The 12,904-nt window shown below is 48.8% G+C and carries 21 protein-coding genes; 11 read left to right on the top strand and 10 right to left on the bottom strand.

Annotated elements, in window-relative coordinates:
• Positions 1 to 29: 29 nt before the first annotated feature.
• The 10 genes from CKK19_RS10755 to CKK19_RS10710 form a co-directional block, all read right to left on the bottom strand.
• The gene (locus CKK19_RS10755; RefSeq protein ID WP_058662518.1) at positions 30 to 1,343 is read right to left on the bottom strand and encodes a tyrosine-type recombinase/integrase; all 1,314 of its coding nucleotides are present in this window, start codon (positions 1,341 to 1,343) and stop codon (positions 30 to 32) included.
• Between the two features lie 55 nt (positions 1,344 to 1,398).
• Positions 1,399 to 1,635: an excisionase family protein gene (locus tag CKK19_RS10750; protein WP_006811088.1), complete on the bottom strand. Its 237-nt coding sequence runs from the start codon at positions 1,633 to 1,635 to the stop codon at positions 1,399 to 1,401.
• Between the two features lie 7 nt (positions 1,636 to 1,642).
• Positions 1,643 to 2,221, bottom strand: a complete 579-nt coding sequence (locus CKK19_RS10745) for a hypothetical protein (RefSeq protein WP_017384400.1) — start codon at positions 2,219 to 2,221, stop codon at positions 1,643 to 1,645.
• Positions 2,221 to 2,634: a hypothetical protein gene (locus CKK19_RS10740; protein WP_032667381.1), complete on the bottom strand. Its 414-nt coding sequence runs from the start codon at positions 2,632 to 2,634 to the stop codon at positions 2,221 to 2,223. The genes CKK19_RS10745 and CKK19_RS10740 overlap by 1 nt, the downstream gene beginning before the upstream one ends.
• Positions 2,624 to 3,217: an HNH endonuclease gene (locus tag CKK19_RS10735; protein ID WP_071886803.1), complete on the bottom strand. Its 594-nt coding sequence runs from the start codon at positions 3,215 to 3,217 to the stop codon at positions 2,624 to 2,626. Before CKK19_RS10735 ends, CKK19_RS10740 begins: the two co-directional genes overlap by 11 nt.
• A complete protein-coding gene (locus CKK19_RS10730; protein ID WP_225455137.1) occupies positions 3,189 to 3,596 on the bottom strand; it encodes a hypothetical protein in 408 nt (135 codons plus the stop codon). Before CKK19_RS10730 ends, CKK19_RS10735 begins: the two co-directional genes overlap by 29 nt.
• The gene (locus tag CKK19_RS10725; protein ID WP_223259305.1) at positions 3,589 to 3,777 is read right to left on the bottom strand and encodes a hypothetical protein; all 189 of its coding nucleotides are present in this window, start codon (positions 3,775 to 3,777) and stop codon (positions 3,589 to 3,591) included. The genes CKK19_RS10730 and CKK19_RS10725 overlap by 8 nt, the downstream gene beginning before the upstream one ends.
• Positions 3,778 to 3,929: 152 nt before the next feature.
• A complete protein-coding gene (locus CKK19_RS10720; RefSeq protein ID WP_225455136.1) occupies positions 3,930 to 4,301 on the bottom strand; it encodes a helix-turn-helix transcriptional regulator in 372 nt (123 codons plus the stop codon).
• 66 nt (positions 4,302 to 4,367) lie between these two features.
• The gene (locus CKK19_RS10715) at positions 4,368 to 4,799 is read right to left on the bottom strand and encodes a helix-turn-helix domain-containing protein (protein ID WP_006811077.1); all 432 of its coding nucleotides are present in this window, start codon (positions 4,797 to 4,799) and stop codon (positions 4,368 to 4,370) included.
• Between the two features lie 201 nt (positions 4,800 to 5,000).
• Complete coding sequence (locus tag CKK19_RS10710; RefSeq protein WP_023150198.1) at positions 5,001 to 5,699, bottom strand: XRE family transcriptional regulator; 699 nt, start codon at positions 5,697 to 5,699, stop codon at positions 5,001 to 5,003.
• Here CKK19_RS10710 and CKK19_RS10705 point away from each other — a divergent pair.
• The 11 genes from CKK19_RS10705 (at position 5,692) to CKK19_RS10655 (ending at position 12,898) form a co-directional block, all read left to right on the top strand.
• A complete protein-coding gene (locus tag CKK19_RS10705; RefSeq protein WP_023150197.1) occupies positions 5,692 to 6,036 on the top strand; it encodes a transcriptional regulator in 345 nt (114 codons plus the stop codon). The genes CKK19_RS10710 and CKK19_RS10705 overlap by 8 nt on opposite strands.
• 1 nt (position 6,037) lies before the next feature.
• Positions 6,038 to 6,235: a DUF4222 domain-containing protein gene (locus CKK19_RS10700; protein WP_000019788.1), complete on the top strand. Its 198-nt coding sequence runs from the start codon at positions 6,038 to 6,040 to the stop codon at positions 6,233 to 6,235.
• Positions 6,232 to 7,164 (top strand): hypothetical protein, encoded by a 933-nt coding sequence (locus CKK19_RS10695; protein ID WP_000064516.1) that lies wholly within the window; start codon positions 6,232 to 6,234, stop codon positions 7,162 to 7,164. The genes CKK19_RS10700 and CKK19_RS10695 overlap by 4 nt, the downstream gene beginning before the upstream one ends.
• 107 nt (positions 7,165 to 7,271) lie before the next feature.
• On the top strand, positions 7,272 to 9,143 hold the full coding sequence (locus CKK19_RS10690; RefSeq protein WP_047051618.1) for a toprim domain-containing protein: 1,872 nt from the start codon (positions 7,272 to 7,274) through the stop codon (positions 9,141 to 9,143).
• Positions 9,144 to 9,146: 3 nt separating this feature from the next.
• A complete protein-coding gene (locus CKK19_RS10685) occupies positions 9,147 to 9,962 on the top strand; it encodes an antitermination protein (protein WP_047051617.1) in 816 nt (271 codons plus the stop codon).
• A 294-nt stretch (positions 9,963 to 10,256) separates the two neighbouring features.
• On the top strand, positions 10,257 to 10,742 hold the full coding sequence (locus CKK19_RS10680) for an HNH endonuclease (RefSeq protein WP_213320052.1): 486 nt from the start codon (positions 10,257 to 10,259) through the stop codon (positions 10,740 to 10,742).
• A 184-nt stretch (positions 10,743 to 10,926) separates the two neighbouring features.
• A complete protein-coding gene (locus CKK19_RS10675) occupies positions 10,927 to 11,352 on the top strand; it encodes a tellurite resistance TerB family protein (protein ID WP_015570939.1) in 426 nt (141 codons plus the stop codon).
• The gene (locus tag CKK19_RS10670) at positions 11,349 to 11,504 is read left to right on the top strand and encodes a DUF3927 family protein (RefSeq protein ID WP_150320238.1); all 156 of its coding nucleotides are present in this window, start codon (positions 11,349 to 11,351) and stop codon (positions 11,502 to 11,504) included. The genes CKK19_RS10675 and CKK19_RS10670 overlap by 4 nt, the downstream gene beginning before the upstream one ends.
• A gap of 110 nt (positions 11,505 to 11,614) precedes the next feature.
• On the top strand, positions 11,615 to 12,001 hold the full coding sequence (locus tag CKK19_RS10665) for a phage holin family protein (protein WP_150320237.1): 387 nt from the start codon (positions 11,615 to 11,617) through the stop codon (positions 11,999 to 12,001).
• Positions 11,988 to 12,269 (top strand): phage holin family protein, encoded by a 282-nt coding sequence (locus CKK19_RS10660; protein ID WP_048240575.1) that lies wholly within the window; start codon positions 11,988 to 11,990, stop codon positions 12,267 to 12,269. The genes CKK19_RS10665 and CKK19_RS10660 overlap by 14 nt, the downstream gene beginning before the upstream one ends.
• Positions 12,269 to 12,898: a glycoside hydrolase family 19 protein gene (locus CKK19_RS10655; protein WP_150320236.1), complete on the top strand. Its 630-nt coding sequence runs from the start codon at positions 12,269 to 12,271 to the stop codon at positions 12,896 to 12,898. Before CKK19_RS10660 ends, CKK19_RS10655 begins: the two co-directional genes overlap by 1 nt.
• Positions 12,899 to 12,904: the final 6 nt, after the last annotated feature.

Raw genomic sequence — 12,904 nt, 5'->3', positions numbered from 1 at the left:
CACGCAGTTAACATGTCGGGCGTTATTAACTAACTTACTGATTTCAATAATGCTCTGGCGCTGCTATGTATGCTTTGGGGCATCTGTGGGGCAAAATCCGCGAGCCTCTGATTCAGCATTGCGATCTGCTCACTACTGCTGTCTGCCATCCACGCACCGTATACGTTGAAGACCATCTGGGCGCTCGCATGGCCCATCTGACTGGCAATGAAGCTGGGGTTAGCGCCAGCTGACAGTGACCAGCACGCATACGTGTGACGCGACTGATATGCTTTCCTGTGCCTTATCCCTGCTCGCTTCATCGCTGCGTCCCATAAATCACCTATCGAGTCGACTTTGTAGATGATCCCCACCTGCTGACATTTTCTGACCAGTTGAGGGTTGAAAACAAATGTACACTCGTGGCTCTCAGTTCTGCCATATTCGCGCAGCTGAACATCGATCTGATGCTTTTTTCCAAGCCTGGTCATTTCCGCCTGATTCCTCAGGACGCTGATCGCAGGCTGAATGAGGTGTATCACTCTGTTGGTACTGGCCTCAGTTTTCGGTAGAGTGAATTCACCCAGTTTTGTATAATTACGCCTGATTGTTATTGTTCCAGCTTCAAGATCGATATCCTCCCAGGCCAGGGAGGTCAGCTCCCCATGACGCACCCCTGTGTATACTGCAAGTGACCACAGGTTTTTCGTCTGCTGATGCCGGCATGCATCAATCAGGCGAATAAATTCGTCACGAGTTAGCGGATCTGGCTCTGCCCTGGCTTTTTTAAGAGGCTTGATCCCGTCGAATGGGTTCGCCTCTAAGTAACCGTGATCTGCGGCAAACTGAAACATTCCGGCAATCGTTGTCATGTAATAATTTACGGTGACAACACTTCGTCCCTTTGCCGGGACCTTCCCCTTCATTGGCATCTGGTGACGGGTCAGTAAATCTTTCCTGATATACAGTAATTCCTCTTTAGTCACCGCCGACACCAGCCGATTACCCCCGATCCTTGGCACCATATTCCTTGCGACTGACTCATAACGGTTGAGTGCGTTCGCGCAGATTTCCATTCTCTTCAGATCCAGCCACTTTTCGGCAAGCTCTGACACTGTAATTTCTTTCTTACCCACCCCAAAAGTCTTGAGGTTAGGGGAGTCCGGAAACTGTGCCGCGTACTCAAATGTGCCTGTTCTGATGGCAAAGCATACCGATGTCCGCAGTTCCCCGGCGATCTTCCTGTTCTTAGCGGTGTCAGGGACACCGAGGCTCTCCCTGACACGCTTACCTTTGAAATTAAACCAGATGCGCAATGTGCCACCGTGGTTTTCGACGCCTGTTGGATATATAACTTTATCCATTGATTCCTCCAGACGCCCAAGAGCGATATGAGATTACCTTTTTCATGGCCTCAGATCACCCAGGCTGTTTGTTTTTCATTGAGGCCACCCACGCATCGACCGCTTTACGGTTATACATGCACTCGCTGGAAGGTTTCGGATTTCCGTCAGGTGAAACATGCACATATTCCCGCCCAACCAGCCAGCATTCTTTTCTGGCCCGGAGGATGGTTCCGGGCTTGAGCCCGGTAACCGCAATCAGAACCTTTTCGCTAACCCAGTCATTCGGTACCAGAAGAACAACGTCGCTCATAATCACCTCAGTGCATAACTGGCATGTCAGGCATGCCTTCTTTCTGAATCTGTTCGATGAAACTGTCGTGCAGCAAATTAAAACCCTCCCGGCCAAATTGTGACAGCTGAAGCCCCTGCACTTCGTCTTCCGCTAACATGCCCTTGTACATGCGCAGAGCCATCTGCTGACCAAGCTCCTGGCCGTATTTCTCAATGGCAATACCTTCCACATGATTAGCAAGTGCGAATCGCTCTGGCGCAGGATAAATACTGATTGAACCGTGCTGGCCGGAGTAGATAACTGCTTTGTCGAAACCTCCTGAATCGTTGGCCACCTCACTGGTCCCGTTCTTTTCCTGCTCTTCCGTAATAAAGACGGCAACCAGCATCCAGCGCCAAAGAATGATTTCTTTCTCGATGCCCGGGTTAAACCAGCCGCTTTCAATCCCTTCCATAATGCAAGCCAACAGTTCAAGTCCATCCGGAATTCGTTTGTCATAATTACCGTTGTCGAGCTGGCGAACCGCAACTGAATAACCAATAACTCGGTTACCAAAACGGATGCCGGATGATGTAGGCTCTGGGGTAAAGCTTGAATCAACCATTAATGCACTCCTTCTGGTTTGATGGCTTGCAATGCATCTACTTCTTTGACGTAACGCTCGTGCATCGCGTCCCATTTTTCACACCATTTTTCCATTTCTCGCTTGCGCGCCAGGATACGACGCAGACGGCGAACACAACGCTGGTGGGCGGCCAGATACTCAGCCTTTGTTTCCCCGTCTCGCCATACCTCCATATCATCGCGATCAATACGCACTCGCGGGTGATGCTGCGGAAAACCTGAACGCTCAAAAGCCTCGGTGGTCATGAAGAAAGCCAGATAGCGGATCGCCGTATCTCGCGTGAAGCATTTTTTGATACGACCGTGACGTACTGCTACGAACAGTGGGCCAACTGGCGTATCGTGTTTCTGTAATGCCAGGTCAATCATGCTTACGGTGCGTTTATCTTTCATTTCCGGTCTCTCCCGTGAATCGTGTTCTGTTTTTTCCGTGGTTATCATGAAATCCATATTTAATTTCTGCGTTTCGTCTTGCCTCGACTGCTTTATTGAAATCCGTGAAAGATCCCAGATATATTTGCTTCGCGTTTATAACAATATTTGCCCACCATTTTTTCTTGTGATGTGACCAGCTCACCCCTGTATGGCCGGATGTGTTGGTTTTAGATAAGCGCGCATTCTTACTATTGTCTTGGTTTGTACATGAACGCAGGTTTTCTATTCTGTTATTAGTGGTGTTCCCATCAATGTGATCGACTACTTCGGGCTCAACACCATTAACCATTTTAAATATCAGGCGATGGGCATAGTAAATGACACCATCTAACCGCACGATACGATATGCTCCTGTTTTTGTTTTAATAAACGCGCCAGCAGGTTTACCTGCAAATCTTGTATTTAATTGTTTTTGTATACTTGATGATGAAAAGTGTTTTAAGGGACGATGTTTCCAGAACAACTCTCCAGTTTTTTGTTCGTAATAAAAGCACTCGTTGAGATAATCTGATTCAGGAATTCGTATCGCTGTAAGTGCCATCAGATCCCCCCATTTCATTACCCTCCGTTTTCGGAGCCTCCACTTTTTGTTTTTTGACGAACTCGACCAGCTCAGAAATGAGCTCGTCGATTAATGCCTTTCCGCTTTCTGTCAGGAACTCACCGCTGCCATTCACATCTACGGCGTTGCTGTAAATTCCTCTGATGGCTTTTACGCCGTCAATATTCCCGTATTCACTGAGAGCCAGCTTTTCGAATCGTCTCAACAGACCATCAAGCAGTATTTCTGTTAATTCGACGTTGTTTATTCCCCCCTTAGGCATATTAATAATGATGCAGGTGCTTCCGGTTTTACGCTGGTGGCGTAATAACGAGGCTTTAAGTATTCGGCGTCGATATGTTTCTATTAATTTATCCATTGCGCTGTTCTTCCTCCAAACTCATAACTATTTCTTCCTCCTTTTCGGTCCATCCGTGAATCTCAGCGGCCAGGTCATAAACCAGAGCACATAGAGTTTTAAGTTGAAATCGGTCGAGCTTGTCGTGATATTCATATAATGTTTGCGACAAACCAGATAACTGTTCTGCTTTGATATTCACACCCTGAATATCCTGCCTTTTAAAATGCTCATAATTACCGTCCATATGCTTTTTTAAGGTAAAGTCGAGCGATTACCTCGTAACCGCAGGCCGCATAAAGGCATGCTGTTCTATATGCCGATTTATCAATGATGAAAGTCATACGAAGCGCCTCACAGCCAAAGAAGCACCACCCGACCGTAAATTTTGATTTCTTTCTGTTCATCGGTATTAAGGGTGAAAGTTTCGTAATGATGGTTATCAGAAATGATTTTTAATGAGCCATCAGCTAATGGCTCAATTCTCTTAATGAAAAGACATGGGCGACCAAAAGCATCCATTGTGTAAACATAAATGCCAGAGGTAAGCGCACGTCCACCGCAATCAACGAAAGCCACAACCTCACATGGTTCGATGGTCGGCTGCATTGAATCACCTTCCATCCGGCAGCTTTGTACGCGGTTGCCAAAGTAATTGATGTTGTCAGATCCGAACAGCATTTGAGGCGTTTTAACTGGCTGATTAACTGCGACGGAATTTTGCATTTTCATTTCCTCAGGGTGAGTTTGGCCCCACCAAGAAAGGTGTTAATTAAATAATGTTAATTAATTTTAAATCTTGTCGGCTTGCTTGCAGATGGTTTCTTGCAAGTCGTCTAATTTTTCATAAACGATAGTTAGCGTACCGATAGCCGACAATTCCGGAGGCATACAATCCATAGCGTTGGATAAAGCCATTCTGCAATTGCCAATATCCGCAGACCATGAATTAAGTTGATTGGAAGTTATAATGCTTGTTGGCTCTGTAAATTCACCACACTGCTCGTTTCCTGAAATGAGCCACAGAACATCAGAATGAAGAATGTTAGCCAATTGGATTAACTGGTCAGCAAACGGAACAGTTTTTTCCGTTTCCCAGTTGTTAATGGTTTCGGTTGTTAAACCAAGATGATCAGCCAAAAAATCCTGAGACAGTCGAAGCGAAGATCTTTGATTTAATATTCTTTTGCCGATGGTTTTGGCTACGGTGATTTGAGTATTCATTTCATTGGCTCCGTTGTTTGCCGATGAATGAACTCTAAGTCATGCAATAACTTATTGCAATAACAAAACTTATTTTTCTTTTGCGATTTAGTTTAATGCATTGATTTTTTTGATTAAATTTTGTTATTAAACTGCATGCTTACAGCTACAGACAAAGAAAAAGCCGCTTAAAAGCGGCTTCAAAAGGTGGGGTGTTGAAGGTTAGAGCCTATTGTAATTGATTGATTCATGCATTATGGCTTTACCCATCACGTAAAGGTCATCTTGGTTTTCTTCCGTGATATACCATTTCTCATATGCCGGATTATCCGATAAGACTGCCAGCCTGTTTCCCTGCATCTGGAGACGTTTTAGGTGAAATGTTTTACCAAAAACAAACACATACACACCATCCGTTAGAAAGTGTCGGACGGAAATGTCTACGAAGACACGATCACCGGAATTGAACGTGCTGGCCATGCTGTCGCCATTGACGGTCATTACTTTTACGACATCTTCACTACGATTCCCGAAGAGGGATTTTGCATGTTGAGTCGTGAACTCAATAGCGTGTAAAACCTCCACATATTCTGAAAGCATGAACGTGCCAGGTCCTGCACTCACTGAAAGGTCAAGAACCTCGACCCTGAATATGCCAGCGTTATCCTTTACCTCCCTTTCGGGCATGGTCTCTATCACATAGCCCTGTCTATGAGGCACATGATTTTTTCCAGTTGATAGCCATTCAGGGCTCACACCCAGCGCATTAGCAATCTCAACCAACTTACGTGTTGTGTTGGTTTTGCCTGCAACAAGACGCCAGATAGCTGGTTGCGAAACCCCAACTTTCATCGCTAATTCTGCCTGTGTAAGGCCTGCGTCAACCATCGCTTTTTGAAGACGATCTGAGAATGTGTTCATACCAATAAGCCTATACAAAAAGTTATTAAGTGGCAAATACGATAAGTTATTGCATAAAGTTATTCAAGGCTATACTCTTTCCCTATGTTCAATAACTTTTGGTATTTTTATGATCAATCAACATGTCAAGAGAGCTATCGATATTCTCGGCGGCCAAGCTGCATTAGCAAGGGCGTGCGGGGTTACTCAACCGGCTGTATTTCGCTGGCTTAATGGTAGCCGGGTTAAGGCTGATCATGTCATGTCCATTGTTAAAGCTACTGGTGGCGAAGTTAAAGCCTACCAGATCCGCCCAGACCTTCCAGATACATTCCCTCACCCGGGCAATGAGGTGTGATATGTCGCACTCGATCACTACCGAAAACCAAGTTAAGCCATTGGATATCGATTATCGCGATCCGCGCGGTGTGATTGTGCATGTCACCGGCTGGAATCGGGATAAACAGCAGGTGTACTTCACCAGGCAGAATTATCCGCATGAATGCATGCAGCCTGTCTGGAAGTTTCAAAATTATTTCAGGAGGGTTGTGGAGTGAGCAATTTCTTACAGCTCGTTGATCGTCCAATAGCCTTTCAACGGTCCTTCGTTCGCCTTGGCGTGGGTATTACAGGTGCATTGCTATTGTCACAGATTGTCTATTGGCAGAACCGCATGGAAGGGAATTGGTTCTACAAAACCCAGACAGATCTCGAAGAAGAGACTGGATTAACGCGTTACGAACAAGAGGGAGCGCGTAAAAAGCTGGTTTCCTGTGGCGTACTGGAAGAAGCAAAACGTGGCATCCCAGCAAAATTATATTTCAGAGTAAACCAGGAGCGCTTGGAAGAACTTCTACTTGGCGAAAACCAGCATGCAGGTATGGGGAAAACCAACAAACAAGGATGCGGAATTTCCGCAAACAGTGATGCGGAAAACCAGCATGCAGGTATGGGGAAAACCAACGAGCAGTCATGTGGAAATTCCGCATCCATTCATACAGTAGATTACCAGGAGACTACACAGAAGATTAATACAGAGAATAAATATCTTGGTGCATCGGCTGAAGCCGACACACCGAAAGTGAAATCTTCAACTGATTATTCTCCTGCATTTGAAGAAGCCTGGCAGGCATACCCAAAACGTAGCGGTGGAAATAACAAGCTAAGCGCATTCAAAGCCTGGAACGCACGTATTAAACAGGGCGTAAAACCAGAGACGATGCTGGAAGGGGTTAAGCGCTACGCAGCTTTCATGGCCTCTGAGGGAAAGATCGGTACTTCGTTCGTCAAGCAGGCGGCGACGTTCTTCGGGCCGGATAAACATTTCGATGAACCGTGGCTGGTAGAGACCCAGGAAAACAAAGTCCCTACCCGACAAGACCAGTCTCGCTACGAGTGGTACGCAAAGTCTGATGACGGCTCTGCCGAGGTGTTTATCAATCAGTCAGCGATCGATCGCATGAACCGTGGCGGGTATCGCCCATGAAAATACTCCTCAAGCGTGTGCTGGTGGCCGGATATAACCACGGCGTTCTGTGCGAGGGATTTGTGAGATGGTTTTTTGTTAAATTCGATTTACGGAGTTTGTGAGTTATGAGCCCAGCTGAACTATCAGAAAAACTATGGGATAACGCTGAACGCGTCGCTAAGTTTCTTCTTCCGAAAGGACATCTGGAGGGGAAGGAGTGGTGTGCTGGCAATACGAACGGTGACTCAGGCAAAAGCCTCAAGGTCAATATCGGCGGTAAAAAATCATGGGCTGACTTTGCCAGCGGTGACAGCGGTGACCTGCTGGATCTCTGGGTGTTGGTTCGTAACTGCCAGCTGCATGATGCAATGCGAGAGGCGAAAGAGTTTCTTGGCCTGAAAGATGACGACCACCACTTCGAAGCGAAGAAAAAACTGTTCTCTCGTCCGACGAAAAAGGGCGTTAAATCGGCCAGCAAATGCTATGACTACCTTGCTTCACGTGGAATTACCCGTGAAACAGCCGATCGCTTTAAGGTAACAGACGCGGTGGTCTGGTATCACGACGAAAGCCGCGAGGTACCAGCAGTGGCATTCCCGTACATCCGGAATGGTGAACTGCTACAGGTAAAACGTATTGGAACCGAAAGGCCAAACGGCAAAAAACTGATTATGGCTGAAGCTGATTGCGAACCATGTCTGTTTGGCTGGCAGGCTCTGGATAAAAACACCCGCCTGGTAGTTCTGTGCGAAGGTGAGATTGATTGCATGACCTTTACGCAGCTTGGCTATGATGCCCTGTCTGTTCCCTTTGGCGGTGGCAAAGGGGCCAAACAGCAGTGGATTGAATATGAATACCATAACCTCGATCGCTTCCAGGAAATTTGGCTGTGCCTGGACAACGACAATGTAGGCCGTGAAGCTGCAAAAGAAATCGCCAGACGTCTTGGGGAACATCGTTGCCGCATGGTTGAACTTCCCCACAAAGATATCAACGATTGCCTGATGAACGGCATGGACAGCGACTCCATTCTGGAATACATGGAGCGCGCCAAATTCTTCGATCCCGATGAGCTTTGCTCAGCAGGGGACTTGCTTCAGGAAACTATCGAGGCATTCGAACATCGGGATACCGGTCTGTTTACAAGCCCATGGGCTTCGCTGAACAACAACTTTAAGTTCCGTGCCGGTGAACTGACCCTCGTTAATGGCGTTAATGGGCATGGAAAAACAGAGCTCGTTGGACATATCGCGATTGATGCGATGAGTCAGGGCGTCAGGACGTGTATTGCTTCTCTGGAGCTTAAACCAGGCAAAATGCTTGCCCGACTCACGCGGCAAACCATCTGCACTTCCTCACCGAAACGTGAAGAAATCATTATGACCAACGAATGGTTTTCTGACCGCCTTTGGGTATTCAAACTTACCGGAACTGCCAAAGCAGACCGGCTTCTTGAGATTTTTGCCTATGCCCGGCGTCGCTATGGCATTGAGCTGTTCGTCATAGATAACCTGGCTAAATGTGGCTTAGACGAAGAAGACTACACAGGTCAGAAGGACTTCATCGATACGCTGTGCGACTTCAAGAACGAGCATAACTGTCACGTCCTGCTGGTTACCCACGCCAGAAAAACAAACGACTCCGCTCCAACAGGAAAGATGGACGTAAAAGGCACTGGCGCCTTAACCGACATGCCCGACAACGTTATGGCCGTCTGGCGCAACATTCCCCGTGAGCTGGCGCAGAGAAAAGCGGATCGTATGGGTTATGAGAGCCTCGACAAAGACGAACAGGCCGCGATCAATCTCCCCGCTTCAATGATTCGTTTGTTGAAGCAACGAGAAGGGGAAGGGTGGATCGGTGACATCGGAGCTAATTTCGACTCTCGCTCTCACCAGTTCCTGGAAGGCGAGAAAAAACCATTTAACTACCTGGTCGGTAAGCCGCAAAGCGAGCTTGATCTCGAGTGGGAAGCCAGCAACGTAACGAGGGTTTGAGATATGGAACTTGAAGCATCACTAAAACACTTTAGCCCTCAGGGAATGCAGATCAGCGACGACGTGAAGGGAACTTCTCCGGACCGCCTTACAGGAACAGACGTAATGGCGGCGATTGGTACCACCAGCAGCCGTGCGCGCTTCGGCCTGGCGGCGTTCTTCGGTAAAGCGGGAATCAGCAAAACGGATGAACAGCTCGCAGTTCAGGCGCTGGCGCGATATGCGATGGATGTCGCACCGAAGAATGTTCGCAAAGCAGCTGGTGGGCAGTTCGGATGGTGCATGCAGATGCTGGCGCAGTTTGCCTTTGCTGATTACTCCCGTTCGGCCGCCACCAGCGCGACGTGTCACAGCTGTTGCGGTACCGGGCGAACAACCCGCGAGCAGATTACCCGCAAAGTTTCTTACCCATGGGGTAAAGCGCCATACTGGGCCTGCCGCTCTCGTGCTGTTCGACCATCTGACTGGGAGCAGTGGACGGAGGTAACAGAGGTTGTACCGGCGGTCTGTGATGTTTGCGAAGGCAAGGGAACGATCAGCGCCCGGTGCAGGTGCGGCGGTAAAGGTGAAGTGCTGGATCGCAAAGCGACCAAAGAACGTGGCGCACCGGTTTTCAAAACGTGTGAACGTTGCTCTGGTAATGGCTTCTCTGCTATCTCCTCGGCGACGGTACACCGTGCCATTCTGAAGCGTCTCCCGGACCTCCATCAGTCCTCATGGTCACGCAACTGGAAACCCTTTTATGAAATGCTGGTGGACACGCTGCGCCAGGGGGAGCGTCACGCGGCAGTAGAATTTGAGAAGGCGACAACTTATTAATATTATCGGAACAAATGGCGACACTTTTTTGCACGTTAGTGTTGACTTTGCATAAAACTGTCCTGTATGCTTTTGATTATGGAGTATAACGCCTGTAGATAATTAACCTCGAAAAGCCCGCCACGTTGCGGGTTTTTTTGTACCCGTATTTCCTGCGCACCGCCCGCGCATTCATCACGTCGAACCAATCCATTTGAAATGAGCCTTTGAGGAAATCAGTTAGCGCTGGCGAGCCTCGACGGGCTGGTTTCCTGTGCGGCAAAGGTTCATTTCAAAGTAAGGCATACGCATATCATGAGCATCACCCAAGAACGGCTGAAAGAGGTTCTGAAGTACGACCCTTTGACTGGTTTATTCGTTTGGATCAAGCGAACAAACTCACGGTCTACGCCTGGCAAAATAGCCGGGAACGCAGATACGTACGGCTATATCCAGATAATGATCGATAAGAAATTAATTTTCGCTCATCGGTTGGCTTTTTTGTATATGGACGGTGCGCTGCCGCCGGCTGATAAGTGTGTCGATCATATCAATGGCAATCCCAAAGATAACCGATGGGACAACTTACGCATCGTTACCCAGTTTGTTAATCAGCAGAACAGACACAAAGTCCGAAAAGGGGCGAAGTCCGAGCTGATTGGAGCAAACTGGTGCAAAGCTCGCGGCGTATGGCGCTCCGCTATTCGCATCAACGGGCAACGTAAAGAGCTTGGTAGTTTCCAAACTGCGGAGTTGGCTCACGAGGCTTACATGAAAGCTAAAGCTGAAATGTGCCGTTAACGCCCACACGACACCAAACCCGCCTCAGTGCGGGTTTTTTTATGTCCGAAATTCTTCGCGCCACGCTCGGCGCAATTCAACCACAGAGCCTTTCAGGGGTGAGCCATAGGGAACGGTCGGTGTGACTGTCTCTGTGGGCTGATCATTCCTGAGCGCTGGCTCACCCGCTAAAAGGAAAGTCACTATGTTCGGTATCTTCAAAAAGAAAGCACGTAAAGCTGTTGTCGAAGTTAAGAAAATGGAAAACCGCGACGCGGTTGAAGCTACGGTGTGGGGTGCTTACTCCATTGCGTATGCCGACGGCACATGCGACGCGAAAGAAATCGCCACTCTGGAAAAAACCATTTCAGCATTGCCTGCTTTCGCACCGTTTGCTGGTGAGATCGCACAGATGAGTAGCAATATCCGTGCTCGCTATGAAGCTTCGCCGCGATCTGCTAATGCTCAGGCGCTGCGCGAACTGGCTGACGTTGCCGGTACAAACGATGCTGTTGATGTTCTTTGTCTGTGCCTTGATGTCGCTGACAACGACGGCATCGGGGAAGAAGAAGAGAAGCAGCTCAAGAAAATTGCTCAGGCGCTGCAACTTCCACTGGACCAGTACCTGTGATCGGGAAATTGCGCTGGGTAGCCGCCGGGGTATTGATGTTCCTGGTGGTTGCCATCGACTTCACCAGCAAAATGATGTCCATCCTTGCTGATGGCGTGCTGGTAGCCGGGGTGATTACTTTACTCTGGCCCGTGTTTAAATCCAGTAAATAACACTGTGCAAAAGGTCATTTCTGATGGCCTTTGACAGAGTGACAAATTATGCCGCATTGCGGTTTTCTTTCCCCTCATTTTGAGAGGATTCACAGCATTGAGGGGGACCGATGTCCGATCCGATTTCCGGCTCTGGGTTAGCCGGTATTGCTTTGACCGGGGCCAGTGTTTACGGGCTTCTAACCGGAACTGATTACGGTGTTGTTTTTGGTGCATTCGCAGGCGCCGTATTCTACATAGCGACCGCGGCTGAACTGAGTGTGTTGCGTCGGCTGGCTTACTTCGTCGTGTCCTATATTGTCGGCATTCTTGGCTCTGGTCTGGTTGGATCTAAGCTCGCATCATGGACGGAATATAGCGATAAACCGCTGGATGCCATCGGTGCCGTGATTGTCTCTGCGCTGGCCGTTCAAATCCTTACGTTCCTGAATAAGCAGGATATCGGCTCGCTGGTGGCGCTGATAACGCGCCGGGGAGGTTCAGGTGGTACTAAATGACCCATCAGCAACGATCAACGCGTTACTCTGCGCTGGAGTTGTGATCACCCTGATGTTTTATCGCCGTGGTGATTCGCGGCATCGGCCATGGATTTCGCGTTTGGCCTGGCTGATTACCGTCACGTATAGCGCTGTGCCGCTGGCGTACCTTTGTGGGATTTACCCGCATTCATCATGGGCCACAATTGCGGCAAACATCATATTCCTTTCCGTGCTGGTGGCCGTCAAAGGCAACGTTGCACGCCTGGTTGATCATCTGAGGCACTAATGAACCAATCACAATTTCAGAAGGCGGCTGGTATCAGCGCCGGGTTAGCTGCGCGCTGGTTTCCGCATATCGACGCCGCCATGAAGGAATACGGCATCACCGCACCGCTTGATCAGGCGATGTTTATTGCCCAGATGGGGCATGAAAGCACCAGATTTACCCGGCTGGTGGAAAACCTGAATTACGCGGCTGAAAACCTGGTGCCGACGTTCGGCAGCCACCGCATCACGCAACAGCAGGCCGCCGCACTTGGCAGGACGGCAACGCAACCGGCAAACCAGAAAGCGATCGCCAATCTGGTATACGGTGGTGAGTGGGGAAAAGAACACCTTGGCAATCAGGTCGCTGGTGATGGCTGGAAATATCGCGGTCGCGGGCTGAAACAAGTTACCGGCCTGAGTAACTATCGCAGTTGTGGCCAGGCGTTGAAACTGGACCTTGTTACCCACCCGGAGCTGCTTGAACAGGATGAATACGCCGCGCGCTCAGCCGCATGGTTCTATGCCTCCCGCGGTTGCCTGCTTCATTCCGGCGACGTGGAGCGCGTGACGCTTCTTATCAATGGTGGCAGAAACGGGCTGGATAAACGCCGCGCGCTGTTTAACCTGGCGAAATCTGTTCTGGTGTGAGGTGAG

The organism is Enterobacter sp. CCUG 70166 (assembly GCF_020224095.1).
Classification (GTDB): Bacteria; Pseudomonadota; Gammaproteobacteria; order Enterobacterales; family Enterobacteriaceae; genus Enterobacter; species Enterobacter intestinihominis.
Note: the sequence above shows the minus strand (reverse complement) of the source record. Positions and strands in the feature narration are given on the sequence as shown.

What these genes read in the sequence shown, in the direction of transcription:
- CKK19_RS10755 (WP_058662518.1), bottom strand. Translation starts at nt 1,343, where the DNA reads ATGGATAAAGTTATATATCCAACAGGCGTCGAAAACCACGGTGGCACA.
- CKK19_RS10750 (WP_006811088.1), bottom strand. Translation starts at nt 1,635, where the DNA reads ATGAGCGACGTTGTTCTTCTGGTACCGAATGACTGGGTTAGCGAAAAG.
- CKK19_RS10745 (WP_017384400.1), bottom strand. Translation starts at nt 2,221, where the DNA reads ATGGTTGATTCAAGCTTTACCCCAGAGCCTACATCATCCGGCATCCGT.
- CKK19_RS10740 (WP_032667381.1), bottom strand. Translation starts at nt 2,634, where the DNA reads ATGAAAGATAAACGCACCGTAAGCATGATTGACCTGGCATTACAGAAA.
- CKK19_RS10735 (WP_071886803.1), bottom strand. Translation starts at nt 3,217, where the DNA reads ATGGCACTTACAGCGATACGAATTCCTGAATCAGATTATCTCAACGAG.
- CKK19_RS10730 (WP_225455137.1), bottom strand. Translation starts at nt 3,596, where the DNA reads ATGGATAAATTAATAGAAACATATCGACGCCGAATACTTAAAGCCTCG.
- CKK19_RS10720 (WP_225455136.1), bottom strand. Translation starts at nt 4,301, where the DNA reads ATGCAAAATTCCGTCGCAGTTAATCAGCCAGTTAAAACGCCTCAAATG.
- CKK19_RS10715 (WP_006811077.1), bottom strand. Translation starts at nt 4,799, where the DNA reads ATGAATACTCAAATCACCGTAGCCAAAACCATCGGCAAAAGAATATTA.
- CKK19_RS10710 (WP_023150198.1), bottom strand. Translation starts at nt 5,699, where the DNA reads ATGAACACATTCTCAGATCGTCTTCAAAAAGCGATGGTTGACGCAGGC.
- CKK19_RS10700 (WP_000019788.1), top strand. Translation starts at nt 6,038, where the DNA reads ATGTCGCACTCGATCACTACCGAAAACCAAGTTAAGCCATTGGATATC.
- CKK19_RS10690 (WP_047051618.1), top strand. Translation starts at nt 7,272, where the DNA reads ATGAGCCCAGCTGAACTATCAGAAAAACTATGGGATAACGCTGAACGC.
- CKK19_RS10685 (WP_047051617.1), top strand. Translation starts at nt 9,147, where the DNA reads ATGGAACTTGAAGCATCACTAAAACACTTTAGCCCTCAGGGAATGCAG.
- CKK19_RS10680 (WP_213320052.1), top strand. Translation starts at nt 10,257, where the DNA reads ATGAGCATCACCCAAGAACGGCTGAAAGAGGTTCTGAAGTACGACCCT.
- CKK19_RS10675 (WP_015570939.1), top strand. Translation starts at nt 10,927, where the DNA reads ATGTTCGGTATCTTCAAAAAGAAAGCACGTAAAGCTGTTGTCGAAGTT.
- CKK19_RS10665 (WP_150320237.1), top strand. Translation starts at nt 11,615, where the DNA reads ATGTCCGATCCGATTTCCGGCTCTGGGTTAGCCGGTATTGCTTTGACC.
- CKK19_RS10655 (WP_150320236.1), top strand. Translation starts at nt 12,269, where the DNA reads ATGAACCAATCACAATTTCAGAAGGCGGCTGGTATCAGCGCCGGGTTA.